Annotated in this window: 22 protein-coding genes; 11 read left to right on the plus strand and 11 right to left on the minus strand. The window is 72.5% G+C overall.

Features of this window, described 5'->3' with window-relative positions; all coding sequences use genetic code 11:
- The first annotated feature begins 11 nt into the window (after positions 1–11).
- On the plus strand, positions 12–392 hold the full coding sequence (locus OG500_RS26465; RefSeq protein WP_327069360.1) for an ArsR/SmtB family transcription factor: 381 nt from the start codon (positions 12–14) through the stop codon (positions 390–392).
- Positions 385–3,084 carry an HAD-IC family P-type ATPase gene (locus OG500_RS26470; RefSeq protein ID WP_329583864.1) on the plus strand — a complete coding sequence of 900 codons (2,700 nt, stop codon included), beginning with the start codon at positions 385–387 and terminating at the stop codon, positions 3,082–3,084. The genes OG500_RS26465 and OG500_RS26470 overlap by 8 nt, the downstream gene beginning before the upstream one ends.
- Positions 3,085–3,108: 24 nt before the next feature.
- Here the strand turns inward: OG500_RS26470 and OG500_RS26475 are convergent, their stop codons facing one another.
- The gene (locus OG500_RS26475) at positions 3,109–3,552 is read right to left on the minus strand and encodes a MarR family winged helix-turn-helix transcriptional regulator (protein WP_327069362.1); all 444 of its coding nucleotides are present in this window, start codon (positions 3,550–3,552) and stop codon (positions 3,109–3,111) included.
- A 102-nt stretch (positions 3,553–3,654) separates the two neighbouring features.
- Between OG500_RS26475 and OG500_RS26480 the strand changes: the two genes are divergently transcribed.
- On the plus strand, positions 3,655–4,680 hold the full coding sequence (locus OG500_RS26480) for an NADP-dependent oxidoreductase (RefSeq protein ID WP_329583866.1): 1,026 nt from the start codon (positions 3,655–3,657) through the stop codon (positions 4,678–4,680).
- 400 nt (positions 4,681–5,080) lie between these two features.
- Entirely contained in the window at positions 5,081–5,575 is a 495-nt protein-coding gene (locus tag OG500_RS26485) for a DUF3145 domain-containing protein (protein ID WP_329583868.1), read from the plus strand.
- A 119-nt stretch (positions 5,576–5,694) separates the two neighbouring features.
- Here OG500_RS26485 and fabF read toward each other — a convergent pair whose 3' ends face one another.
- From fabF to OG500_RS26510, 5 genes are all read right to left on the minus strand, one after another.
- Positions 5,695–6,963: a beta-ketoacyl-ACP synthase II gene (gene fabF, locus OG500_RS26490; RefSeq protein ID WP_327069365.1), complete on the minus strand. Its 1,269-nt coding sequence runs from the start codon at positions 6,961–6,963 to the stop codon at positions 5,695–5,697.
- Positions 6,964–7,058: 95 nt separating this feature from the next.
- Complete coding sequence (locus tag OG500_RS26495) at positions 7,059–7,298, minus strand: acyl carrier protein (RefSeq protein ID WP_327069366.1); 240 nt, start codon at positions 7,296–7,298, stop codon at positions 7,059–7,061.
- A gap of 81 nt (positions 7,299–7,379) precedes the next feature.
- Entirely contained in the window at positions 7,380–8,426 is a 1,047-nt protein-coding gene (locus OG500_RS26500) for a beta-ketoacyl-ACP synthase III (protein ID WP_327069367.1), read from the minus strand.
- A complete protein-coding gene (locus OG500_RS26505; protein WP_327069368.1) occupies positions 8,423–9,367 on the minus strand; it encodes an ACP S-malonyltransferase in 945 nt (314 codons plus the stop codon). Before OG500_RS26505 ends, OG500_RS26500 begins: the two co-directional genes overlap by 4 nt.
- A 95-nt stretch (positions 9,368–9,462) precedes the next feature.
- On the minus strand, positions 9,463–10,611 hold the full coding sequence (locus tag OG500_RS26510; RefSeq protein ID WP_327071699.1) for a PucR family transcriptional regulator: 1,149 nt from the start codon (positions 10,609–10,611) through the stop codon (positions 9,463–9,465).
- Between the two features lie 235 nt (positions 10,612–10,846).
- On the opposite strand from OG500_RS26510, the gene OG500_RS26515 reads away from it, so the two are divergent.
- A complete protein-coding gene (locus OG500_RS26515) occupies positions 10,847–11,620 on the plus strand; it encodes a pirin family protein (RefSeq protein ID WP_327069369.1) in 774 nt (257 codons plus the stop codon).
- 3 nt (positions 11,621–11,623) lie between these two features.
- Here OG500_RS26515 and OG500_RS26520 read toward each other — a convergent pair whose 3' ends face one another.
- Positions 11,624–12,457 (minus strand): serine hydrolase domain-containing protein, encoded by an 834-nt coding sequence (locus tag OG500_RS26520; RefSeq protein ID WP_327069370.1) that lies wholly within the window; start codon positions 12,455–12,457, stop codon positions 11,624–11,626.
- Between the two features lie 101 nt (positions 12,458–12,558).
- Here OG500_RS26520 and OG500_RS26525 point away from each other — a divergent pair, with 101 nt between their 5' ends.
- Together OG500_RS26525 and OG500_RS26530 are read left to right on the plus strand one after the other, a co-directional pair.
- Positions 12,559–13,008 carry a MerR family transcriptional regulator gene (locus OG500_RS26525; protein ID WP_327069371.1) on the plus strand — a complete coding sequence of 150 codons (450 nt, stop codon included), beginning with the start codon at positions 12,559–12,561 and terminating at the stop codon, positions 13,006–13,008.
- Between the two features lie 5 nt (positions 13,009–13,013).
- Complete coding sequence (locus OG500_RS26530) at positions 13,014–14,057, plus strand: aldo/keto reductase (protein WP_329583873.1); 1,044 nt, start codon at positions 13,014–13,016, stop codon at positions 14,055–14,057.
- A gap of 19 nt (positions 14,058–14,076) precedes the next feature.
- On the opposite strand, the gene OG500_RS26535 is transcribed toward OG500_RS26530, so the two are convergent.
- The 4 genes from OG500_RS26535 to aceE form a co-directional block, all read right to left on the minus strand.
- Complete coding sequence (locus OG500_RS26535) at positions 14,077–15,255, minus strand: alpha/beta hydrolase (RefSeq protein ID WP_327069373.1); 1,179 nt, start codon at positions 15,253–15,255, stop codon at positions 14,077–14,079.
- Positions 15,256–15,426: 171 nt separating this feature from the next.
- Complete coding sequence (locus OG500_RS26540; RefSeq protein WP_327069374.1) at positions 15,427–16,095, minus strand: TetR family transcriptional regulator; 669 nt, start codon at positions 16,093–16,095, stop codon at positions 15,427–15,429.
- A 232-nt stretch (positions 16,096–16,327) separates the two neighbouring features.
- Positions 16,328–16,513, minus strand: a complete 186-nt coding sequence (locus OG500_RS26545; RefSeq protein ID WP_327069375.1) for a hypothetical protein — start codon at positions 16,511–16,513, stop codon at positions 16,328–16,330.
- A 137-nt stretch (positions 16,514–16,650) separates the two neighbouring features.
- Positions 16,651–19,401: a pyruvate dehydrogenase (acetyl-transferring), homodimeric type gene (gene aceE / locus OG500_RS26550; protein WP_327069376.1), complete on the minus strand. Its 2,751-nt coding sequence runs from the start codon at positions 19,399–19,401 to the stop codon at positions 16,651–16,653.
- Between the two features lie 551 nt (positions 19,402–19,952).
- On the opposite strand from aceE, the gene OG500_RS26555 reads away from it, so the two are divergent.
- The 4 genes from OG500_RS26555 (at position 19,953) to OG500_RS26570 (ending at position 22,871) form a co-directional block, all read left to right on the plus strand.
- On the plus strand, positions 19,953–20,390 hold the full coding sequence (locus OG500_RS26555; protein WP_327069377.1) for a DUF3052 domain-containing protein: 438 nt from the start codon (positions 19,953–19,955) through the stop codon (positions 20,388–20,390).
- Positions 20,391–20,739: 349 nt separating this feature from the next.
- Positions 20,740–21,198, plus strand: coding sequence for a peroxiredoxin (locus OG500_RS26560; protein WP_327069378.1), 459 nt, complete (start codon positions 20,740–20,742; stop codon positions 21,196–21,198).
- A 210-nt stretch (positions 21,199–21,408) separates the two neighbouring features.
- On the plus strand, positions 21,409–21,984 hold the full coding sequence (locus OG500_RS26565) for a TerD family protein (RefSeq protein WP_327069379.1): 576 nt from the start codon (positions 21,409–21,411) through the stop codon (positions 21,982–21,984).
- Positions 21,985–22,286: 302 nt separating this feature from the next.
- The gene (locus OG500_RS26570) at positions 22,287–22,871 is read left to right on the plus strand and encodes a TerD family protein (protein WP_327069380.1); all 585 of its coding nucleotides are present in this window, start codon (positions 22,287–22,289) and stop codon (positions 22,869–22,871) included.
- The last annotated feature ends 26 nt before the right edge of the window (positions 22,872–22,897 follow it).

A 22,897-nucleotide genomic window follows, 5' to 3' on the forward strand; every position in this document is an offset into this window, starting at 1 on the left:
GGGCGGTACGGATGGCGGGCGTCAGCGGATCGGACGACCCGTCCGCCGAGCTGCTCCAAGCGGCGGCGGCCTCCTTCGGCCTGCTCGCCTCCACCATGCGGCTGCACATCGTCTGGGTGCTCAGCCAGGGCGAGGCCGACGTGGGCACGCTGGCCGAGCGGGTCGGCGGCACCCTGCAGGCGGTCAGCCAGCACCTGGCCAAGCTCAAGCTGGCCGGCATGGTCTCCAACCGCCGCGAGGGCCGCCGCCAGGTCTACGGCGTGGACGACCCCCAGGTGGCCACGCTGGTGCGGTTGATGATCGAGAAGCTCGCGGGCCCCGGCGCCCTGCCCCACCAGCCGCCGCGAACCGGCGGCGGCGAGGTGTACCGGTTCCGGAGCAGCGGTGCCTGACCAGGGGGCGCGCCTGCTCCCGCTGCCCGGCGGTCGCGCGCCGGGCCGGCGCCCGCTGCCCGGAGGGCCGCACGGGCCGCTGCCCGGCGACCCCGCCCGGCTCAGCCGGTTGGCCGCTCTGCGCGCGGTGGCCGCCACCCCGCGCGGCCTGACCGAGGGCGAGGCGGAGTCCCGCCTCGCCGAGCACGGCGACAACCTGGTCCTGCCGCTGCTCGAGCCCACCTGGCCCGGCCGGCTGCGGGCCGCCCTCGGTGACCCGTTCGCCGCCCTGCTGGCCGCGCTGGCCGGCGTCTGCGCGCTGATCGGCTCCTGGGGCAGCGTGCTGATACTGACCCTGCTGGTGCTGACCGCCGGCCTGCTGCGGCTGCACGGCGAGCGCCGCACCGCGGCGGCCCTGCGGGCGCTGCGCGCCCTGGCACCGGGCACCGCGACCGTGCTGCGCCGGGCCGGGCACAGCGAACTGCCGACCGCCCGGGAGGTGCCGGCCGAGCAGCTGGTGCCCGGTGACGTGGTCAAGCTGGCCGGCGGTGACGCCGTCCCGGCCGACCTGCGGCTGCTGCGCGCCCAGGGCCTGACGGTGGACCAGTCGGCGCTCACCGGCGAGGCCGCCGCGGTGCCGCGCCACGCGCTCGACCTGCCGCCCGCCGAGCCGCCGGGCGGCCCCTTCGACGAACCGCAGCTCTGCTTCGCGGGCAGCACGGTGGTCACCGGCAGCGGCACCGGAGTGGTGCTGGCCACCGGCGCCGCCACCCGCTTCGGTGCCGCGCACCAGCCGGGGGCCCCGGGCACCCCGGTCGACCAGGGCCCCTCGGTGGTCGAGCGCGGGGTGCGGCGCGCGGTGCTGGCGCTGATCCTCTTCATGATCGCCGCCGTCCCCGTCACCATCGGCACCGACACCCTGCTGCACGGCTGGAGCGGCGCGCTGCTGCCGTTCGCGGTGGCCGCGGCGGTCGGGCTCACCCCGGAGCTGCTGCCGCTGGTGGTCAGTTCGGTGCTGGCCCGCGGCAGCAGGCAGCTGGCCGCCGAGGGGCTGCTGGTGCGCCGGCTGCCGGCGATCAGCGAGCTGGGCGCCCTCGACATGCTCTGCCTGGACAAGACGGGCACCCTGACCACCGGTGAGCTCGTCGTGGCGGGCGCGCTGGACCCGGCCGGCCGCCCGGACCCGCAGCCGCTGCGCTGGGCCGCGCTGCTGGGCGAGGCCGCGCTGCTGCACGACGAGCCGGGCCTGCTGGACCCGCTGGACGAGGCGCTGCTGGACGCCGCCGAGGCCGCCGGTCTGCTGGCCGGGCCGGCCCCGAGCGTGCTGGAGGTGATCCCCTTCGACCCGGAGCGGCGGCGCTCCGGTGCGGTGCTGCGCGAGGCGGGCCGCCGGCTGCTGGTGATCAAGGGGGCGCCGGAGGCCGTGCTGGAGCGCTGCACCACGCTGGCCGGGGCGCAGCCGGGCCGGCCGCCGCGCCCGCTGGACCCCTCGGCCCGCGCCGGGCTGGCACGGCTGATCGAGGAGCGGGCCGGGCGGGGTCTGCGGCTGATCGCGGTGGCCCGCGCCGAGCACGAGCCGCGGCTGGGGGCGCACCGGCTCGCGGACGAGCAGGAGCTGACCCTGCTCGGCTTCGTCGAGCTCTCCGACGAGCCGGTGGACTCGGCCGAGGAGGCGCTCGCGCTGCTGAGCCGCTCCGGTGTCACCCTCACGGTGCTGACCGGCGACCACCCGAGTACCGCGCTGCGGCTGGCCGAGCGGCTCGGCCTGGCCCCGGGGCGGGTGCTGCTCGGTGCCGAGCTGGCCGGCCTCAGCGAGGCGGCGATCGCCGCGGCGGCAGCCGAGCAGGCGGTCTTCGCCCGCTGCACACCCGAGCAGAAGGCCAGGGTGGTGCGGGCGCTGCGGCGGGCGCACCGCTCGGTCGGCTTCCTGGGCGACGGGGTGAACGACGTCCCCGCGCTGCGCGCCGCGGACCTCGGGATCGGCACCGCCGGAGCGGTCGGCGCCGCCCGCGAGTGGGCCGACCTGGTGCTCGGCGGGCGTGACCTGGTGCCGCTCGGCCGGGCGCTGGCGGTGGGCCGGGAGGCCACCGCCCGGGTGGCCGCCTACCTGCGGATCGCGCTCTCCTGCAACCTGGGCAACGCGGTCTCGATGTTGGCCGGCGGGGTGCTGCTGCCGTTCCTGCCGATGCAGCCGGCCCAGGTGCTGCTGCAGAACCTCTGCTTCGACGCGGCCCAGCTCTCCTTCGCGGTCAGCGGCCGGGCCGCCGGGCCGGGCGAGCGGCCGGTCAAGCTGCGCTGGGGCGTCCTGGCCGGCTTCGCAGCCGTCTTCGGGCTGCTCAACTCGCTCTCCGACATCGCCATGTTCCAGGCGATGCGGGCGGTCACCCACGGCTTCACGGCCGCGAGTTCGGAGTCGGTGTTCCACACCGCCTGGTTCACCGAGAACCTGGTCACCCAGGCGATAGCGCTGCCGGTGCTCTACCGGCTGAGCCGCACCCGGCTGCGCCCGCCGCGCCCGGTCTGGTGTGCGGCGGGGCTGCTCGCGGTCGTCGGACTGCTGCTGCCGCCGAGCGCGCTGGGCGAGCGGCTCGGCTTCGAGGAGCTGCCGCTGGCCGCCTACGGACCGCTGGCGCTGGTGGTGACCGGGTACGCGCTGCTGCTCGGGGCGGGGCGCTGGCTCTGGTGGCGGTGGCTGGGGCGCGAGGCGTTCTGAGCCGGATCCGCCGGAGCGGCGGGGTCAGCCGCTCGCGCCGACCAGCATCCGGTGCAGCAGGTCGCGCAGCGTCCGGCGCTCCTCGGGGCCGAGGGTGGCCAGCGGCTCGCGGGCGAAGTTCAGGGACTCGCGGAGCTCCGCGGAGGCCGCCCGGCCCTGGTCGGTGGCGGCGACCAGCTTGACCCGGCGGTCCTGCGGATCGCTCTCCCGGGTCACGAAGCCGCGCGCCTCCAGCCGGTCCACGATGCCGGTGATGTTCGAGGGCTCGCAGCTGAGCGTCTGGGCGATGTGGCGCATGGGCCTGGGGCCGTGCCGCAGCAGCGCGAGCACCTTGGCCTGGGCACCGGTCAGCGAGCGGGCGGCGGCGGCTTCCTCGTACTCGCGGTGGAAGATCGCGACCAGGCCGGCCATCAGGTCGACCACCTCGCGGGTCAGGGCGTCCTCGCGGGTCAGCTCCTCGTTCGACATGCTGGTCAGTCTACCTGAATATTTGACACAGTGAACCTTTCATGGTCATGGTTACTTCATTGCATCAACCTTTCAGGTGGAACGACAGCAAGGAGCGAACCGATGGCTGAGCAGTCCGTGCCCGCAACCGCCCGCGAGTGGCACCTCAAGGCCCGGCCCAACGGCTGGCCGGTGCCCTCCGACGCCGCCCTGGTCGAGGCGCCGGTCCGCGAGCCGCAGCCGGGCGAGATCCTGGTGCGCAACGCCTACCTCTCGGTCGACCCGTACATGCGCGGCCGGATGAACGACGTCAAGTCCTACGTCCCGCCGTTCGAGCTGGACCAGCCGATGGACGGCGGCGCGGTCGGCTACGTGGTGGCCTCGGCCGCCGAGGGCTTCGCCGTCGGCGACGCGGTGCTGCACGGCCTGGGCTGGCGCGAGTACGCCACCGTGCAGGCGGCGCACGCGGTCAAGGTGGACCCGGCGCACGCGCCGCTCTCCTACTACCTCGGCGTGCTCGGCATGCCCGGCCTGACCGCCTACGCGGGTCTGGTCGAGGTGGCCGGCATCAAGCCGGGCGATGCGGTCTTCGTCTCCGGCGCGGCCGGCGCGGTCGGTTCGCTGGTCGGTCAGATCGCCCGGGTCAAGGGCGCCTCCCGCGTGGTCGGCTCGGCCGGTTCGGCGGCCAAGGTGGCCAAGCTGGTGGACGACTACGGCTTCGACGCCGCCTTCGACTACAAGCAGGGCCCGGTGGCCGAGCAGCTCGCCAAGGCCGCGCCCGAGGGCATCGACGTCTACTTCGACAACGTCGGAGGTGACCACCTGGAGGCCGCGATCGGCGCCCTCAACGTGCACGGCCGCGCGGTGCTCTGCGGGGCGATCGCCCAGTACAACGAGACCGCCCCGCCGACCGGTCCGCGCAACCTGGCGCTGGCGATCGGCAAGCGGCTGCGGCTGCAGGGCCTGCTGGTGCGCGACCACACCGCGCTGCAGCCGCAGTTCGTGGCCGAGGTGGCCGGCTGGCTGAAGGACGGCAGCCTGCACTACGACGAGACGGTGGTGGACGGCGTCGAGCACATGATGGACGCCTTCCTCGGCCTGATGCACGGCGAGAACACCGGCAAGATGGTCGTCAGCCTCGCCCCCTGATCCGACGTCAGGATCTGCCCGCGCCCCGATCGGCCGTCAAGGCCGCTCGGGGCGCGCGGCGTTGTCGCGCGCGACCCCGGAAGGCGTGTTCCAGCCGGTTCCGACGGAGCGTCAGACGACCCCGGGTGCGGCGCGATAGCGTGAGGACACCGCCGAAGCGCCACCCGATGGGGCCGTTCGGGGGAGAGATCCCGATCAGGGGTAGACCTCTCCTCGGAACTGACTACCATGGTGGAAGCTTGTCCGTTTTGCTCAAGTTAGTGACTTAATGTCGGTTGATCTGAGTCACAACAGGATCAGAATCGGACAGGAGTCGGCCAAGTGTGGCGCCCAGGACCAACCGGCCACCGGCACGAGGCAGCTGGGGAAGGCGACCCTCGTCCACAGCCTGGAGGTCCCGGTGACGACACGTGGAGTCCTGTACATCCACTCCGCGCCCCGCGCGCTGTGCCCGCACGTCGAATGGGCGGTGGCGGGCGTGCTCAACGTGCGGGTCAGCCTTGACTGGATCCGCCAGCCGGTCGCCCCCGGCCAGTGGCGCTCCGAGCTGTCCTGGCAGGGGGAGGTGGGCACCGCCTCCAAGCTCGCCTCCGCGCTGCGCGGCTGGCAGCTGATGCGCTACGAGGTGACCAGCGAGCCCTGTACCGGCGCCGAGGGCGAGCGCTACAGCAGCACCCCCACGCTCGGCATCTTCCACGCCGTCACCGGCATCCACGGCGACATCCTGATCCCCGAGGACCGGCTGCGCGCGGTGCTCCTGCGGGCCCGCAGCGAGGGCAGCGACCTGGAGGCGGAGCTCTCCCGGCTGCTCGGCAAGCCCTGGGACGACGAACTGGAGCCGTTCCGGTACGCCGGCGAGGGGGCACCGGTGCGCTGGCTGCACCAGGTGGTCTGAGGGCGCGGGGCGAGGACCCGATACGAAAGGGGCCCCACGAGGGGGCCCCTTTCGCGTGCTGGTCCGTCAGGCGGTGCGGTTGCCGGGCGGACCGGTCCCTGTCTTCGTCAGGCGGTCGGTCAGACGGTGCGGAAGGCCAGCACCACGTTGTGACCACCGAAGCCGAAGGAGTTGTTGAGCGCGGCGATCCGGCCCTCGGCGGGCAGCTCGCGCGGCTCGAAGCGGACGATGTCCGCGTCCACGTCGTCGTCCAGGTCGTCCACGTTGATGGTCGGCGGGGCCTGGCGCGTGGCGAGTGCCAGCACGGTGGCCACCGTCTCGATGCCGCCGGCGCCGCCCAGCAGGTGGCCGGTCATCGACTTGGTGGAGGAGACGGCCACGTGGTCCAGGTGCTCGCCGAGCTCCTTGCGCAGCGCCTTGATCTCGGCGACGTCGCCCTGCGGGGTCGAGGTGGCGTGCGCGTTGACGTGCACCACCTCGGCCTTGTCCAGGTCGGTGGAGGCGAACAGGTGGGCCAGCGCCCGGGCGATGCCCGAACCGGTCGGCTCCGGCTGCGCGATGTGGTGGGCGTCCGAGGACAGGCCCTGGCCGACCGCCTCGCAGTAGACCTTGGCGCCACGGGCGGCGGCGTGCTCGGCCGACTCCAGCACCACCACGCCGGCGCCCTCGCCCAGCACGAAGCCGTCGCGGCCCTTGTCGAAGGGGCGCGAGGCGCGCTGCGGCTCGTCGTTGTTCTTGGACATCGCCATCATGTTGGCGAAGGCGACGATCGGCAGCGGGTGGATCGCCGCCTCGGTGCCGCCGGCCACCACGACGTCGGCGCGACCGCTGCGGATCATCTCGATCGCGTAGCCGATCGCCTCGGCGCCCGAGGCGCAGGCCGAGACCGGGGTGTGCACGCCGGCCTGGGCGCCGACCTCGATGCCCACGTTGGCGGAGGGGCTGTTGGGCATGAGCATCGGCACGGTGTGCGGGGACACCTTGCGAACGCCCTTCTCCTTCAGCACGTCGTACTGGTCGAGCAGGGTGGTCACGCCGCCGATGCCGGAGGCGATCACGGTGCCCAGGCGCTCGGGGTTCAGGGTGGAGGCCTCGTCGGTGGCCGCGACCTGGTAGCCGGCGTCGGCCCAGGCCTCACGGGCGGCGATCAGCGCGAACTGGGCCGAGCGGTCCAGCTTGCGGGCCAGCGGCCGGGGCAGCACCTCGCCGGGGTCCACCGCGGTGCGCGCGGCGATCCGGACCGGCAGGTCGGCGGCCCACTCCTCGGTCAGGGCGGCAACCCCGGAACGGCCGGCGAGCAGTCCCTCCCAGGTGGTGGCGGCGTCGCCGCCCAGCGGCGTGAAGGCGCCGATACCCGTGACTACCACGGTGCGGTTTTCAGCGGTCACTGGTTCTTCTTCTCTCACGTGTGCGGGGGCGGGTGGGGCCGGCCGGAGGGGGCCCGGGCGGGGGCGGCGGATCGGCCGCCCCCACCCGGAACGGGTCAGTGGGTGAGGATGTACTCCACCGCGTCGCCGACCGTCTTCAGGTTCTTGACCTCGTCGTCCGGGATCTTGACGTCGAAGCGCTCCTCGGCGGCCACGACCACCTCGACCATGGACAGCGAGTCGACGTCCAGGTCATCGGTGAAGGACTTGTCGAGTGCGACATCCTCGGTCGGGATCCCGGCGATCTCGTTGACGATCTCCGCGAGACCTTCCAGGACCTCATCCTTGGTAGCCATCTTGGCTGCTCCTCTGAGTGATGGTGGCGCCAGGCGGAATGCTCGGCGCCGGTTTGACGGTACGTAAGGCGCTATGTGTGCCTATGGGAGGGTAACGACTGCCGCAGCGTAGACCAGACCCGCCCCGAACCCGATGATCAGGGCGAGGTCTCCGCTCTTGGCTTCGCCGCTCTCCAGCATCCGCTCCATGGCGAGCGGGATGGAGGCCGCCGAGGTGTTCCCGGTCTCGGCGATGTCGCGGGCGACCGGCACCGAGTCGGGCAGCTTGAGGGCCTTGATCATGGCATCGGTGATGCGCATGTTGGCCTGGTGCGGGATGAAGGCGCCGAGCTGGTCGGCGCTCACCCCGGCGGCGTCCAGCGCCTGCTGGGCCACCTTGGCCATCTCCCAGACCGCCCAGCGGAAGACCGGCTGGCCGTCCATCCGCAGCGCGGGCCACCGGGGGCCGGCCTCGGGGTGCTCGCTGTGGCCGTTGACGGCGTCCGGCTTGGCGAAGGCGGTGTCCCAGGCCTCGGTCTGGGTGATGACGTCCTTCTGGGAGGCGTCCGAACCCCAGATGACCTTGCCGATGCCCGGGGTGTCCGAGGGGCCCACCACGACCGCGCCCGCGCCGTCACCGAAGATGAAGGCGGTGGAACGATCATGCACGTCGGTCAGGTCGCTCAGCCGCTCCACGCCGATCACCAGCACGTACTCGGCGCTGCCGCCGCGGATCATGCCGTCGGCGAGGTTGAGGCCGTAGCCGAAGCCGGCGCAGGCCGCGGAGATGTCGAAGGCCGGCGCGGTGCCGCAGCCCAGCCGCAGCGCGATCTCGGTGGCCACCGCCGGGGTCTGCTTGAAGTGCGAGACGGTGGCCACGATCACGCCGCCGATCTGCGCCGGGTCGATGCCCGACTGGGCGATCGCCTTGCCGGCGGCCTGCACCGACATCTCGGTGACGGTCTCCTCCGGGCCGGCCCAGCGGCGCTCGGTGATGCCGCTGCGGGTGCGGATCCACTCGTCGGAGGAGTCGATCCAGGTCAGCACCTCGCTGTTGGGGATCACCCGGACCGGACGGTAGCCGCCGACACCGTGGATCCGGGCGAACGCGGCACCGCCGACGGGTCGGATCTGCTGGGCGGCGGTCATGCGGCGTTCTCCTCACCGGCGTGCTCGGCCACCAGGGCGGCAGCCTTCTCCAGGTCGGCCGGGGTCTTCAGGGCCAGCGTGGCGACGCCCTTGACGTTGCGCTTGACCAGGCCGGTCAGCGTGCCGGCGGGGGAGAGCTCGATCACGCAGGTCGCGCCGAGCTGCTCGATGGTCTCCATGCACAGGTCCCAGCGGACCGGGTTGGAGACCTGGGCGACCAGCCGGGCCAGGACCTCGGCGCCGGACTGGACGACCTCGCCGTCCTTGTTCGAGATGTAGGGCAGCGCCGGGTCGGCCACCGTCAGGCTGGGGGCCAGCTCGGCCAGCCGGGCCACGCCCGGAGCCATGTGCTCGGTGTGGAAGGCACCGGCCACCTTGAGCGCGACCAGCTTCGCCTTGGCCGGCGGGTCGGCGCGCAGCGCCTCCAGCTGGTCCAGCGTGCCGGCCGCCACGATCTGGCCGCCGCCGTTGTTGTTGGCCGCGGTCAGGCCGTGCTCGGCCAGCTTGGCCGCGACCTCCTGCGGATCGCCGCCCAGCACCGCGAGCATGCCGGTCTCGGTGACCGCGGCGGCCTCGGCCATCGCCCGGCCGCGTTCACGGACGAAGGTCAGCGCGTCGGCGGCGCCGAGCACGCCGGCCACGGCCGCGGCGGTGATCTCACCGACGCTGTGGCCGGCCACGGCGCCGATCAGCTTGCCGGCGTCCTGCTCATCAGGGACGAGCGCACGGGCGGTGACCAGGCCGGCGGCGACCAGCAGCGGCTGGGCGACGGCGGTGTCCTTGATCTCCTCGGCCGAGGCTTCGGTCCCGTAGTGCACCAGATCGAGGCCGGCCACCTCGGACCAGGCGCGCAGCTGGTCGGCAACGCCGTCCAGCTCGAGCCAGGGGCTGAGGAATCCGGGGGTCTGGGCACCCTGTCCAGGGGCGACGATTACGAGCACGGTTCAACCCTCTCTCGCCAGGCGCCCGTGGGCGGGTAGGCGACGGTAACGAAGATAAGGACCTCGGATTGTGGAGTCTCTACAGGAGGACTGACTCAATCCCCGGTGGAGTCCAGCCGACCCAGGGCCAGCGCAATGCGGAGCGTGAAGGCCGAACGCACATCCGAGGGTGCGTAGCCGGTGACGTCAGTCACACGACGTAGCCGGTAGCGCACGGTGTTCGGGTGGACGAAGAGCATCCGTGCGGCACCCTCCAAGGAGGACGCCTGCTCCAGATAGACACTCAGCGTCTCCAGGAGTGCCGAGCCGGCCTCGTTCAGCGGTGTGTAGATCTCCTCCACCAGCTGACGGCGTGCGACCTGGTCGCCCGCCAGCGCGCGCTCCGGGAGCAGATCGTCGGCGAGCACCGGGCGCGGGGCATCCGGCCAGGCGGCGCAGGCCCGCAGACCGGCGGCTGCGGCATGGGCCGAACGGGTCGCCGAGAGCAGGTCGCCGACGGTCGGGCCGATCACCACGGGACCGGGCGCGAACTGGCCGATCAGCGCGCGCGCGGCGTGCACCGGCTCCTTCTCGCCGCCGACCACCACCACCAGGCGCTTGCCGAGCACCCCGGTGAGCACGTGCAGCCGGGCGTACCTGGCGGCCCGCCGGATCGCCTCGACCACTGCCTCGCTGTCGCCGTCCGGGGCGCTGCCCATCACCACCCGCACCTGGCTGGGCTGACCCCAGCCCAGGGCGGCGGCCCGGGACAGCACGCCCTCGTCGGCGTCGCCGGAGAGCAGCGAGTTCACCACCAGGGCCTCCAGCCGGGCGTCCCAGGCGCCGCGCGCCTCGGCCGCCTGGGCGTACACCTGGGCGGTGGCGAAGGCGATCTCGCGGGCGTAGACCAGCACCGACTCGCGCATGCCGTCCTCGTCGCCGGGCGCGGCGACCTCAGGGATCGCCTCCTCCATCACCTCGATCGTGGTGCGGATCAGCTCCACGGTCTGGCGCAGCGTGATCGCCCGGGTCAGCTCGCGCGGTGCGGTGCCGAAGACGTCGGTGCTGATCGCCTGGGGGGCCTCGGGATGGCGGTACCACTCGGTGAACGCGGCGATACCGGCCTGGGCGACCAGGCCGATCCAGGAGCGGTGCTCCGGTGGCATGCGCCGGTACCAGCCGAGCTGGTCGTCCATCCGGGCGATGGCGGCGGTCGCCAGCTTGCCGGCCGACTTCTCCAGCCGTTTCAGGGTGGCGGCCCGCAGCTCGGCACGCTCGGCGGCGAGCCGGCGCTCGGTGGCGGTGGCACCGGAGGTGGCGGTCTTGCGTACGGGCCGCTTGGCGGGCGGCGACTGTTCGCTCGCCGCCGGGCCCGCTGGAGCTTCTGGATCTGAGGGGGCTGGCACAGGGACAAGACTGCCTCACCGCGCGCCGACCTCGCGCCCGCCCCCCTCGCGCTGCACGCGGATGGGGCCGCGCACAACCGCTACGGTGGGTCAGATGACCGACCCCGCGCGCCCTAGGGCCGACCTGCGCCGTACCGCCGAACGCTACCGCTCGACGCCCGCACCCGGGGTCGAAACCCGGCACGCCTTCTCGTTCGCGGGGCATTACGACCCGAAGAACGTTCACTTCGGCGCGCTGCAGGCCTGCAACGAGGAGACCCTGCAGCCCGGCGCCGGGTTCGAGGCGCACCGGCACCGTGACGTGGAGATCGTCACCTGGGTACTGGAGGGCGCACTGGCGCACCGGGACGGGGACGGGCACGCCGGGGTGGTGCGCCCGGGGATGGTCCAGCACCTGAGCGCCGGGCGCGGGACCAGCCACACCGAGCGCAACGTCGGCGGGGCCGACGTCCCGGTCCGGTTCGTCCAGATGTGGCTGCAGCCCGACGTCTTCGACTCCGAGCCGTCCTACGGCCTGCGCCGGGTGGCGCGGACCGCGGACGCGGTCACCCTGCTCGCCTCCGGGATGGAGCGCGACGCCGGCACCGAGGCGCTGCGGCTGCGCCGCTCGGACGCCGCGTTGCACCTGGTCACCGCCGGCCCCGGGCGGGCGCTGCCCGACCTGCCCGAGGCCCAGTGGCGCTACGCGCACCTGACGGCGGGTTCGCTCGGCTACCGCACCATCCCCGGCCCGCGCGGAGTGGGCCGCTCGATGGAGCCGGGGGACAGCCTGCGGCTCACCGGGGAGGCCTTCGCCAGCCCGGTGGCCGGACCCGCGGGCGCCGAGCTGCTGCTCTGGGAGATGCACTCCGACCTGAAGGTCGGGTAGCCGTCAGCCGCGCAGCTCGGCGAGCACCGCGTCGGTGAGGACCGGCCACACCTCGGCCGCCCACGGCCCGAAGTCCCGGTCGGCCAGCGCCACGCAGGCCACCCCTGCGGCCGGGTCCACCCACAGGAAGGTGCCGGACTGGCCGAAGTGGCCGAAGGTCTCGGGTGAGCTGGTGCCGCCCGTCCAGTGCGGCGCCTTGTGGTCGCGGATCTCGAAGCCTAGGCCCCAGTCGTTGGGCTTCTGGTGCCCGAAACCGGGCAGCACCCCGCCGAGCCCGGGGAAGGCCACCTCGCGGGTGGCGGCGGCCAGCGTCGAGGGGTGCAGCAGCCGGGGGGCCTGAAGCTCGGCGGCGAACCTGGCCAGGTCGGCGGCGGTGGAGACGCCGCCGGCCCCGGCCGGGGTGCGGTGGGTCGCCTCGATGACGGTGTCCGTCATGCCCAGCGGCTCGAAGACCGCCTCGGCGGCGTACTGCTCGAAGGGGATCCCGGCCGCCTTGGCCAGCGTGTCGGCGAGCACGTCGAAGCCGGCGTTGGAGTAGAGCCGCCTGGTCCCCGGCTCGGCCATCGGCCGGTTGTCGTCGAACGCCAGCCCCGAGGCGTGGGCCAGCAGGTGGCGCACCGTGGAGCCGGCCGGGCCGGCGGGGTCGTCCAGCTCGAAGACGCCCTCCTCGACCGCGACCAGCGCCGCGTAGGCGGTCAGCGGTTTGGTCACCGACGCCAGGGGGAAACGGTGGTGCTGCGGGCCGTGCGCGCCCAGCAGCGCGCCGTCCGCGCCCCGCACCACCGCCACCGCCGCCGTGTCGACCGGCCAGTCCTCGATCATCCGCAAGCTCTGCATGGCAGGAACTGTAGTGCGGCGGCCGAAGCCGCTTGCTTCGAGTGCACTCGAACTCGATAACGTCGAGTGCATCACGCCGCACACCTTCGGGGGAGTCCGTCATGAGTGCCCTGCCCGCCGTGGAGTCCGCGCTCGACCCGGTGCTGAACAGCTGTGGCCTGGCCGAGTACCACGCGCCTGCCGAACCCACCGACCGGCTGCGCCACACCATCAGCGAGGTGGCCGCCCGCACCGGGCTGACCGCGCACACGCTGCGCTGGTACGAGCGGATCGGTCTGCTCGACCCGGTGGACCGCTCGCACTCGGGCCGCCGCCTGTACAGCGACGCCGACCTCAACCGGCTGGCCTTCCTGAGCCGGCTGCGGCTGACCGGCATGCCGGTGGCGGACATGCTGCGCTACGTCGAGCTCGCCCGCGGGGGCGAGCGCACCTTCGACGAGCGGCGTGACCTGCTGGTGGCCCACCGCGACGGGGTACGGCAGAAGATCGCCGACCTGCACGCCACCCTCGCGGTGATCGAGCACAAGATCGACCTCTACTCAGGGAAGTAATCCGCATGACGCAGTCGACGTCCCCCCTCCCCGCCGACCTCCCGGCCGGCCTCCCCACCGCCCGCCTGGGCACGGACGGACCGCTCGTCGGCGTCCAGGGCCTGGGCTGCATGGGCATGAGCGAGTTCTACGGCCCGACCGACACCACCGAGGCGCTGGCCACCCTGGAGGCCGCACTGGCCGCCGGGGTCACCCTCTTCGACACCGCCGACATCTACGGCTCGGGCCACAACGAGGAGCTGATCGGCCCGTTCGTGCGGGCCCACCGCGACCAGGTGGTGCTGGCCACCAAGTTCGCCATCGAGCGCAGGGCCGACGACCCGCACTACCGCGCCATCCGCAACGACCCCGGCTACATCCACAGCGCGGTGGACGCCTCGCTGCGCCGCCTGGGCGTCGAGGTGATCGACCTCTACTACATGCACCGCCGCGACCCGCAGGTCCCGCTGGCCGAGTCGGTGGGCGCGATGTCCGAGCTGGTGCAGGCCGGCAAGGTCCGCCACCTGGGCCTGTCCGAGGTGACCGGGGCCGAGCTGCGCGAGGCGCACGCGGTGCACCCGATCGCGGCCGTCCAGCAGGAGTGGTCGCTCTTCTCCCGCGACGTGGAGCAGAGCGTGGTCGGGGCCGCCGCCGAGCTCGGGGTCGGCTTCGTCCCGTACTCGCCGCTCGGCCGGGGCTTCCTGACCGGCGCCTTCGCCAGCGCCACCGAGCTGGCCGAGGACGACTTCCGTCGCCACCAGCCGCGCTTCAGCGGGGACAACGCGGCCGCCAACGCCGCGCTGATCGCCCCGATCCAGCGGATCGCCGCCGAGCGTGGGGTGACGGCGGCTCAGGTCGCGCTCGCCTGGGTCCACCAGCGCGCCGCGGTGCACGGCCTGACGGTGGTTCCGATCCCCGGCACCCGCAAGCGCAGCCGGCTGGCCGAGAACACCGCCGCCGCCACCCTGCTGCTCGACGCGGCCGAACTCGCCGCGCTGGAGCCGCTGGCCGCCGAGGTCGCCGGCACCCGCTACCCGGACATGGCCTTCACGGCCACCGCCCGCGAGTAGCCGCCCGCCTGGCGGTGGGTCAGCCCGTGCGGTAGACGACGGACCGGTAGTCGCCCAGCGCGATCGCCGCGAAGTTGTGCAGGCTGGTGGTCCCGGGGTCGAAGTAGCCCACGTGGCCCGCGGCGCCGGCCGAGGAGATCTGCTCGGCGCCGAAGTCCGCGCTGGTCGGGTCGGCCCCGTGACCCAGGCCGCCGACCTGGAGGTAGGGGACGTTGCCGATCCAGTCGCTCGGGTTGCGGGTGGCCCACAGGTGGACCCCGGCGCCCAGCTCGTCCACGTTCTGCACGCCCATGCCGGGGCTGCCCAGCACCACCATGTCCGTGGTGCGGCCGTGCAGCCCGGGCGCCACGGTGCCGCAGACCACGGTGCCGTAGGAGTGGCAGATCAGGGTCGGCGGGGCGACGGGGGAGCTGGTCCTGGCCAGGCCGTCGAGCAGCCGGGCCAGCCGGGGCGCGCCGGCGTCGGCCAGCCGGGAGGTGACCGCGTCGGGGCCCAGGCCCACCGGGGTGACGTAGCCGGTCCAGGCGATGACCGCGGTCTTCACGCCCGGCTCCTGGCTGCGCTCCTCGGCCTGCAGCGCGCGGGCCATCCCGGCCGGCGAGCGCAGCGGGTCGACCGCGCGGTCGTGGTGGCCGAGGTCGGTGTCCGAGCCGGGCACGATCACCGAGACGCGCTGGGCGCTCGCCAGGTCGCCGAAGACCTCGGTGACCAGGCCGCGGCCGCGCGGGTCGAAGGCCAGGATCTGGCGGCCCGGGGCCAGCAGCGCCTGGCAGTCGTTGGCCCGGGAGACGGCGAGCGCGTGGGTGGTGGGGTCCACCCTGCGGTCCGCGGCCTGGGCCTTGGCCCGGGCCACCTCGGCCGCCAGCGCCAGTGCGTTGGCCCGGTAGCGCAGCTGCAGCGGGGCGCCGTCCAGATTGCCCACCACCAGCGGGTAGGCGTTCGCCAGGCGGTCCTGCTGGGCGGCGGAGAGTGTGGCGAAGAAGCCTGCCACGGTGGCCGCGTCGGCGGTGGCCGGGTCGGGCAGCGGACGGCCGAGCGAGGTGTCGTGCACCCAGGCGCTGGAACCGGCCGGCGGGGTGGTGATCGCGACCTGCTCGTTGGAGGCCGCGGCCTGGGCGGCCGCGGCGCCGGCGTCGGCCAGCACCGAGCAGGCCGCGAAAGCGCCGATCAGCATGCGCTTCAGCCGCCTGCGCTGCATTCGCGTCAACTCCTGGTGCTATGGCGGCCGGGACGATCGAGTGATCGGATCCACACGGCGGCCGGGACAAGACAACGTTCAGTCGGCCAGCGTATTCGGTCCGAAGGAGTGCTGGAGCCGCCCTAAACTGTGGGTTGAGTCACAGTGACCCCCGTGCGACCCGCTCGTTCGTCAGTGCCAGTCGCCGGCCAACGCCGGTCCGAGCTGGTCGAGGTGACGCCCGATCATGGCGATCATGCCGTCCGGGCCGTCGGCGCCGGGACACCCCCCGGCGGCCGTCCAGGCCTGGTGGGCGGAGCGGATCACGGCCCCGAAGGTGGCCGCCAGCAGCCGCGGGCGCAGGTCGGTGGCCGGGTCCACCCCCTCGCGGGCGGCCAGCACCTCGACCACCCGCTGCTCCTGCTCGGCCGAGCGGCGCAGGTGGGCGGCGAGCAGGGTGGGAGTCGACTCGATCAGCGCGACCAGCTCCAGCGCGGCGGTGACGCCGCGCCCGTCGTGCCGGTGCGCGTCGTGCAGGTCGCGCCAGGACTCGCAGACGGCCGCGTGCATCGCGGTGAGCGGGTTCTCGGCGGCCGGCCGGGCCCGCAGTCGCTCCAGGAAGTACCGCTCGGCGTCGGCCAGCACCGCGAGCGCGGCCTCCTCCTTGTTGGCGAAGTAGCGGAAGAAGGTGCGCTGCGAGACGTCCACGGCGGCGGCGATCTCGTCCACGGTGGTGCGCGCGTAGCCCTGGGTGAGGAAGAGCCGGTGTGCCGCGTCCACCAGGGCGTCCCGGGTGCGCTGCTTCTTGCGCTCGCGCAGACCCGGGGGCGCGGCGGGCGGGGCAGCGGTGGTGGTGGACATGCCGACACGATAGCGCGCGGTCCGGGCCCGGCCGGGAGGTGAAGCCGCTGCCCCCGGGCGGCACGCCGTGCCGTGATTCATCGGGCACCATAAGTCACTGATTGCCGATTGTCAGCTGCTGACATAATCTCGTCGCGGTGGCGCCCGCGCGGCCGACGAGCTCGTGGGGACGGGCGGGGCCCGGGCGCCACCCGTCTGCCGTCTGCCGGAGAGGCCCCAGGCCTGTCCGGCCTTAGCGCCGGCCGGTCAGGCCGGGGCGCTCGACCGGCACTGCCGCCGCCTCGCGCAGGTAGCGGCTGCGCTCCTCGCGCTCCAGATCCGGGAAGTAGTCCAACAGGCGGGTGTGCGCCTCGGCGGGGGACAGCTGCACCTCGCGCAGCAGCCAGCGCGCGCGGGCCAGGATCTCGTCGTCGTGCATGGGGCGATCATCACCACCGGGGCGGCCGCCGGGCGCGCTGGACTGGGCCGGACGATGGGCCTCCCGGGTGTGGAAAAGCCCGAGGGCCGGACTCCAGCAGGAGTCCGGCCCTCGGGGTGTTCGACGGTCCGGCCGGCTCAGGCGTCGCCGCCCGCAGCGCCCGGGTGGGCGGCGGCCACGTCCAGCAGCTGGTAGCGGTCGATCGCCTCCTTCAGCGCGTGGCGGTCGATCTTGCCCTGCTTGGCCAGCTCGGTCAGCACGCCCAGCACCACCGACTGCGCGTCGATGTGGAAGAACCGGCGCGCCGCACCACGGGTGTCGGCGAAGCCGAAGCCGTCGGCACCCAGCGACTGGTACTGGCCCGGCACCCAGCGCGCGATCTGGTCCGGCACCGCGCGCATCCAGTCGGAGACCGCGACGAACGGGCCCTCGGCGCCGGAGAGCTTCTCCGTCACGTACGGGACGCGCTGCGGCTCCTCGGGGTGCAGCAGGTTGAACTCCTCGGCCTCCACCGCGTCGCGGCGCAGCTCGTTCCAGGAGGTCGCGGACCACACGTCGGCCTTGACGTTCCACTCCTCGGCCAGGATCCGCTGGGCCTCCAGGGCCCACGGCACGGCCACGCCGGAGGCGAGGATCTGCGCCGGGATCTGGCCCGCGGTGCCGGCCTGGTAGCGGTGGATGCCCTTGAGGATGCCCTCGACGTCCACGTTCTCCGGCTCGGCCGGCATCTGGATCGGCTCGTTGTAGACCGTCATGTAGTAGAAGACGTCCTCGCCGTGCGGGTGCTCGGCGGAGGAGCCGTACATGCGGCGCAGACCGTCCTGCATGATGTGCGCGATCTCGAAGCCGTAGGCCGGGTCGTAGGCGACGACCCCGGGGTTGGTCGAGGCCAGCAGGTGCGAGTGGCCGTCGGCGTGCTGCAGGCCCTCACCGGTCAGCGTGGTGCGGCCGGCGGTGGCGCCGATCACGAAGCCGCGGGCCAGCTGGTCGGCCATCTGCCAGAACTGGTCGCCGGTGCGCTGGAACCCGAACATCGAGTAGAAGACGTAGACCGGGATCAGCGGCTCGCCGTGGGTGGCGTAGGACGAACCGGCGGCGATCAGCGAGGCGGTGCAGCCGGCCTCGGAGATGCCGTCGTGCAGCATCTGGCCGGTCGGGGACTCCTTGTACGCCAGCAGCAACTCGCGGTCGACCGACTCGTAGGTCTGGCCGAGCGGGTTGTAGATCTTGGCGGACGGGAAGAGCGAGTCCATGCCGAAGGTCCGGTACTCGTCCGGCGCGATCGGCACGAAGCGGTTGCCGATGCCCTTGTCCCGCATCAGGTCCTTGAGCACGCGGACGAACGCCATGGTGGTGGCGATGGTCTGCTGGCCGGAACCCTTCTTGACGCCCTTGTAGGCGTCGTCGCCCGGCAGCTCCAGCTTGCGCGGCCGCACCTTGCGGGTCGGCACGTAGCCGCCCAGCTCCCGGCGCCGGTCGTGCATGTACTGGATCTCTTCGGAGTCCTTGCCCGGGTGGTAGTAGGGCGGGTAGCCCTCGTCGAGCTGCTTGTCCGTGATCGGCAGGTGCAGGCGGTCGCGGAAGCGCTTCAGGTCCTCGACCGTCAGCTTCTTCATCTGGTGGGTGGCGTTGCGGCCCTCGAAGTTGGGGCCCAGCGTCCAGCCCTTGACGGTCTGCGCCAGGATGACGGTCGGCTGGCCCTTGTGCTCGCGGGCCGCCTTGAAGGCCGCGTAGACCTTCTTGTGGTCGTGGCCGCCGCGACCCAGGTGCTGGATCTGCTGGTCGGACATGCTCTCGACCATCGCGCGCAGCCGCAGGTCGTCACCGAAGAAGTGCTCGCGGATGTACGAGCCGGTCTCGGTGGCGTAGGTCTGGAACTGGCCGTCCGGGGTGGAGTTCAGCTTGTTGACCAGGACGCCGTCACGGTCCTGGGCCAGCAGCGGGTCCCAGCTGCGGTCCCAGACCAGCTTGATGACGTTCCAGCCGGCGCCGCGGAACTGCGACTCCAGCTCCTGGATGATCTTGCCGTTGCCGCGGACCGGGCCGTCCAGGCGCTGCAGGTTGCAGTTGACGACGAAGGTCAGGTTGTCCAGGCCCTCGCGCGCGGCGAGCGACAGCTGGCCCAGCGACTCCGGCTCGTCCATCTCGCCGTCGCCGAGGAAGGCGTAGACGTGGCTGTCGGAGGTGTCCTTGATCCCGCGGTGCTCCAGGTAGCGGTTCATCCGCGCCTGGTAGATCGCGCCGAGCGGGCCGAGGCCCATCGAGACGGTCGGGAACTCCCAGAAGTCCGGCATCAGCCGCGGGTGCGGGTAGCTGGACAGGCCGTAGGGGGCCTTCGACTTCTCCTGGCGGAAGGCGTCGAGCTGCTGCTCGCTCAGTCGGTCCAGCAGGAAGGCGCGGGCGTAGATACCGGGGGAGGCGTGGCCCTGGAAGAAGATCTGGTCGCCGGACTCGCCGTCGGCGTCCTTGCCACGGAAGAAGTAGTTGAAGCCCACGTCGTACAGGGACGCGGAGGAGGCGAAGGTGGCGATGTGGCCACCGACGCCGATGCCCGGGCGCTGGGCCCGGGAGACCATCACGGCCGCGTTCCAGCGGGTCGCGTTCAGGACCTTGCGCTCGATCTCCTCGTTGCCGGGGAAGAACGGCTCGTCCTTGGTGGCGATGGTGTTGACGTAGTCCGTGCTGCGCATCTCGGGCACGGCGACACGCTTCTCGCGGGCGCGCTCGATCAGGCGGAGCATCAGGTAGCGGGCGCGCTCACGGCCCCGCTCGTCGATGGCCGCGTCGAGCGACTCCAGCCATTCCGCGGTCTCCTCGGGATCGAAGTCCGGGACCTGACTCGGAAGGCCGCCAATGATGATCGGGTTGCGATCGGATCCGGAAGCCACGCTGTTCCTTCACTGTCGGTCGAAACTGAGGTGTGTCGCGCCGCCTCCATCGTGTACCGCAACTCGGAGATCCGTCATCTCTACCGATGGGTAACCGAAGCGCCTGGTGGGCGAATCGGTCAGGTGGGGGCGCTTCGGGCGTCATCGCCGTCACCGACTCCACCGGGTCTTACGAAGAGGTGGTCCGACCTGTGTACCTGGACTGCTCCAGGTGCCCCGCTCGTCCGATGGCGGGCGGTCGGGGTGAGGGCCAACAGGAGACTTTACGCCCGTGGTCGTACTGGTCTCGAATGCCGTTCGTATCGCGGGCGGGAAGGCGGTCGACTGATCGCGAACCTGCCGGCGGACGAGTGGCATCCGCAGCATGGGCGAACGGTCCGCAAAAGGGCAAATCGGTGTGATTCCCGGCACAGGACTCGGCGTGTCTTGCTACGAGACGTCAACCTTTGGGTGGGATCGGGGGTCGGGTACTTGCGCGAACCGCCGCGCCCGTGTGGACTACGGCCACAGCCCTGGCATCGACGCCAGGCCGAATACTGGAGGTTATTCCCGTGAGCGCGACCGCGGACCCCGCGGACAAGTCCAACCCGGCTAACAAGCTGGGCTTCGAGCCCGGCCAGATCGTTCAGGAGCTCGGGTACGACGAAGACACCGACCAGGAGCTCCGCGAGGGCATCGAGGAGATCACTGGTGAGGACCTCGTCGACGAGGACTACGACGACGTCGCCGACGCCGTCCTGCTGTGGCACCGCGAGGAGGACGGGGATCTGACCGATGCCCTCGTCGACGCCCAGGAGTACCTGGCCGATGGCGGCCTGATCTGGCTGCTGACGCCCAAGAAGGGCCGTGAGGGCCACGTCGAGGCGCACGAGGTCGCGGAGGCCGCGCAGACCGCGGGCCTCTCGCAGACCAGCTCGATCACGGTGGCCAAGGACTGGGCCGGTACCCGCCTGGCCACGCCGAAGGCGGCGAAGTCCGGCCGGCGCTGAGCCCGGCCGCCCCGGCTCCGGCCCACCCTGAGCGCGGCCCGCACTGAGCCGGGCCGCACCGCGTCGGGCCGCACCGAGCCCGGCGCACCCGGAGCCTGACGGACCCCGCTGGAGGAGCCTCCAGCGGGGTCCCGCCGTCTGCGCGGCCGGTTTGTCGGGATCACCGAGACCGTTGTTCGCTCGCGGCGAAATCGGCCGTGAATCGCCCCTGCCGGGTGGTGCCGGCTCACTCGTACGGCCGAAATCCGGAGCCCGGATGCGAGGATGATCGCGCGGTCGGCCGGTGCGTCGCCCGCGGGAACCCGTGGGCACGGTGCGCGCCGCGCCCACCGCTGAGAAAGGTCTCACCATGGCCATCGAGGTCGGCACCCAGGCTCCGGACTTCGAGCTGAAGAACCAGCACGGCGAGCTGGTCAAGCTCTCCGACTTCCGGGGCGAGAAGAACGTCGTCCTGGTCTTCTACCCCTTCGCCTTCACCGGTGTCTGCACCGGCGAGGTCTGCGCGATCCAGAAGGAGCTGCCGCGGCTCCAGAACGAGGACGTGCAGATCCTGGCGGTCTCCAACGACTCGCCCTTCACCCTGCGCGTCTTCGCCGACCAGGAGGGCCTCTCCTACCCGCTGCTGTCGGACTTCTGGCCGCACGGCGCGGTCTCCGAGGCCTACGGCGTCTTCGACGGCGAGAAGGGCTGCGCGGTCCGCGGCACCTTCGTGATCGACAAGGCCGGCGTGGTGCGCTGGTCGGTCGTCAACGGCCTGCCGGACGCCCGGGACGAGCAGGAGTACCTCACGGTGCTCGCCGCGCTCTGAGGCGGCGCCTGGCGGGGATCTCCGGCCCGGGGCTCCCGGGCGGGGCCCGGGGCCGGAGATCCCCACCAGCCACGCCGGGCCGCCTAGTGTGCGGTCCGGGAACCCGGTACTACGATCTGGCCGTTGGTCGGAGCGTGGGTCGGTCCCAAGGGCTCGACGGCCACACCGCCGAGGCGCCGCCCGGGTGCCTCCCGCATCTTGGAGGAACCTGTGGGTGTCAGCCTGAGCAAGGGCGGCAACGTCTCGCTGACCAAGGAGGCCCCGGGCCTGACCGCGGTGCTCGTCGGCCTCGGCTGGGACGCGCGCACCACGACGGGCGCGGAGTTCGACCTGGACGCCAGTGCGCTGCTCTGCACCGAGCAGGGCAAGGTCGCCAAGGACAGCGACTTCGTCTTCTTCAACAACCTGACCAGCCCGGACGGTTCGGTCGAGCACACCGGCGACAACCTGACCGGTGAGGGCGAGGGCGACGACGAGACGATCAAGGTCAACCTGGCCGCCGTGCCGGCCTCGGTCGCCAAGATCGTCTTCCCGGTCTCGATCTACGAGGCGGAGACCCGGCTGCAGAACTTCGGCCAGGTCCGCAACGCCTACATCCGGGTGGTCAACCAGGCCGGCGGTCAGGAGATCGCCCGCTACGACCTGACCGAGGACGCCTCCACCGAGACGGCGATGGTCTTCGGCGAGCTCTACCGCAGCGGCGCCGAGTGGAAGTTCCGCGCCATCGGCCAGGGCTACGCCTCGGGCCTGCGCGGCATCGCCCAGGACTTCGGTGTGAACGTCTGACGGCACCTCGGACGGATGGCCCGACCAGGACCCCGGTCGCCCGCTCGGGCGACCGGGGTCCTGCCGTGCGTACGGCGAAAAGGTGCGTCCGCTGACGGCCCGGCCGGGGAGCGCGTGGCCCGGCGGCCGGATACCCGAACGCCGGGCTGAAGCGGGGTTCCGCCCCCTTGATAGGTTCGAAGTTCAGCATGTTCAGTGGGCGGTTCGGAACCGTTCGGGGGCCGGAGGGCGTACATGTGGAGTTCGCCCTCTGTGTCTCACCGCACGGTGCCGGCTGCCAGGGAGTGGGAGGAAAGACGACGATGAGTGTCACGCTCGCCAAGGGCGGCAACGTCTCGCTGAGCAAGGCCGCGCCCGGCCTGACCCAGGTTCAGATCGGCCTGGGCTGGGACGCCCGGTCGACCACCGGCGCGCCCTTCGACCTCGACGCGAGCGCGCTGCTCTGCTCGGGCGGCCGGGTGCTCGGCGACGAGTACTTCGTCTTCTACAACAACCTCAAGAGCCCGGAGGGCTCGGTCGAGCACCTGGGCGACAACCTGGTCGGCGGCCAGGAGGGTGACGAGGGCGACGAGGAGGTGATGGTGGTCAACCTGGACCTGGTGCCCGCGCAGGTCGACAAGGTGGTCTTCCCGGTCTCGATCTACGACGCGGACGCGCGGGTGCAGAGCTTCGGCCAGGTCCGCAACGCCTACATCCGGGTGGTCAACCAGGCCGGCGGTCAGGAGATCGCCCGCTACGACCTGACCGAGGACGCCTCCAGCGAGACCGCGATGATCTTCGGCGAGCTCTACCGCTACCAGGGCGAGTGGAAGTTCCGGGCGGTCGGCCAGGGGTACGCGTCCGGTCTGCGCGGAATCGCCCTCGACTTTGGGGTCAACGTACAGTAAAGGCATCGTCAAATTCTCGGCGCGCC

It is taken from the genome of Kitasatospora sp. NBC_01250 (assembly GCF_036226465.1).
Lineage (GTDB): Bacteria > Actinomycetota > Actinomycetes > Streptomycetales > Streptomycetaceae > Kitasatospora.

Excerpts from the sequence above, each read along its gene's own strand:
- OG500_RS26530 (WP_329583873.1), top strand. The coding sequence starts at position 13,014 with ATGACGCAGTCGACGTCCCCCCTCCCCGCCGACCTCCCGGCCGGCCTC.
- OG500_RS26540 (WP_327069374.1), bottom strand. The coding sequence starts at position 16,095 with ATGTCCACCACCACCGCTGCCCCGCCCGCCGCGCCCCCGGGTCTGCGC.
- OG500_RS26535 (WP_327069373.1), bottom strand. The coding sequence starts at position 15,255 with ATGCAGCGCAGGCGGCTGAAGCGCATGCTGATCGGCGCTTTCGCGGCC.
- OG500_RS26545 (WP_327069375.1), bottom strand. The coding sequence starts at position 16,513 with ATGCACGACGACGAGATCCTGGCCCGCGCGCGCTGGCTGCTGCGCGAG.
- OG500_RS26500 (WP_327069367.1), bottom strand. The coding sequence starts at position 8,426 with ATGACCGCCGCCCAGCAGATCCGACCCGTCGGCGGTGCCGCGTTCGCC.
- OG500_RS26480 (WP_329583866.1), top strand. The coding sequence starts at position 3,655 with ATGGCTGAGCAGTCCGTGCCCGCAACCGCCCGCGAGTGGCACCTCAAG.
- OG500_RS26520 (WP_327069370.1), bottom strand. The coding sequence starts at position 12,457 with ATGCAGAGCTTGCGGATGATCGAGGACTGGCCGGTCGACACGGCGGCG.
- OG500_RS26560 (WP_327069378.1), top strand. The coding sequence starts at position 20,740 with ATGGCCATCGAGGTCGGCACCCAGGCTCCGGACTTCGAGCTGAAGAAC.
- OG500_RS26495 (WP_327069366.1), bottom strand. The coding sequence starts at position 7,298 with ATGGCTACCAAGGATGAGGTCCTGGAAGGTCTCGCGGAGATCGTCAAC.
- OG500_RS26570 (WP_327069380.1), top strand. The coding sequence starts at position 22,287 with ATGAGTGTCACGCTCGCCAAGGGCGGCAACGTCTCGCTGAGCAAGGCC.
- OG500_RS26515 (WP_327069369.1), top strand. The coding sequence starts at position 10,847 with ATGACCGACCCCGCGCGCCCTAGGGCCGACCTGCGCCGTACCGCCGAA.
- OG500_RS26465 (WP_327069360.1), top strand. The coding sequence starts at position 12 with ATGGCGGGCGTCAGCGGATCGGACGACCCGTCCGCCGAGCTGCTCCAA.
- OG500_RS26525 (WP_327069371.1), top strand. The coding sequence starts at position 12,559 with ATGAGTGCCCTGCCCGCCGTGGAGTCCGCGCTCGACCCGGTGCTGAAC.
- OG500_RS26475 (WP_327069362.1), bottom strand. The coding sequence starts at position 3,552 with ATGTCGAACGAGGAGCTGACCCGCGAGGACGCCCTGACCCGCGAGGTG.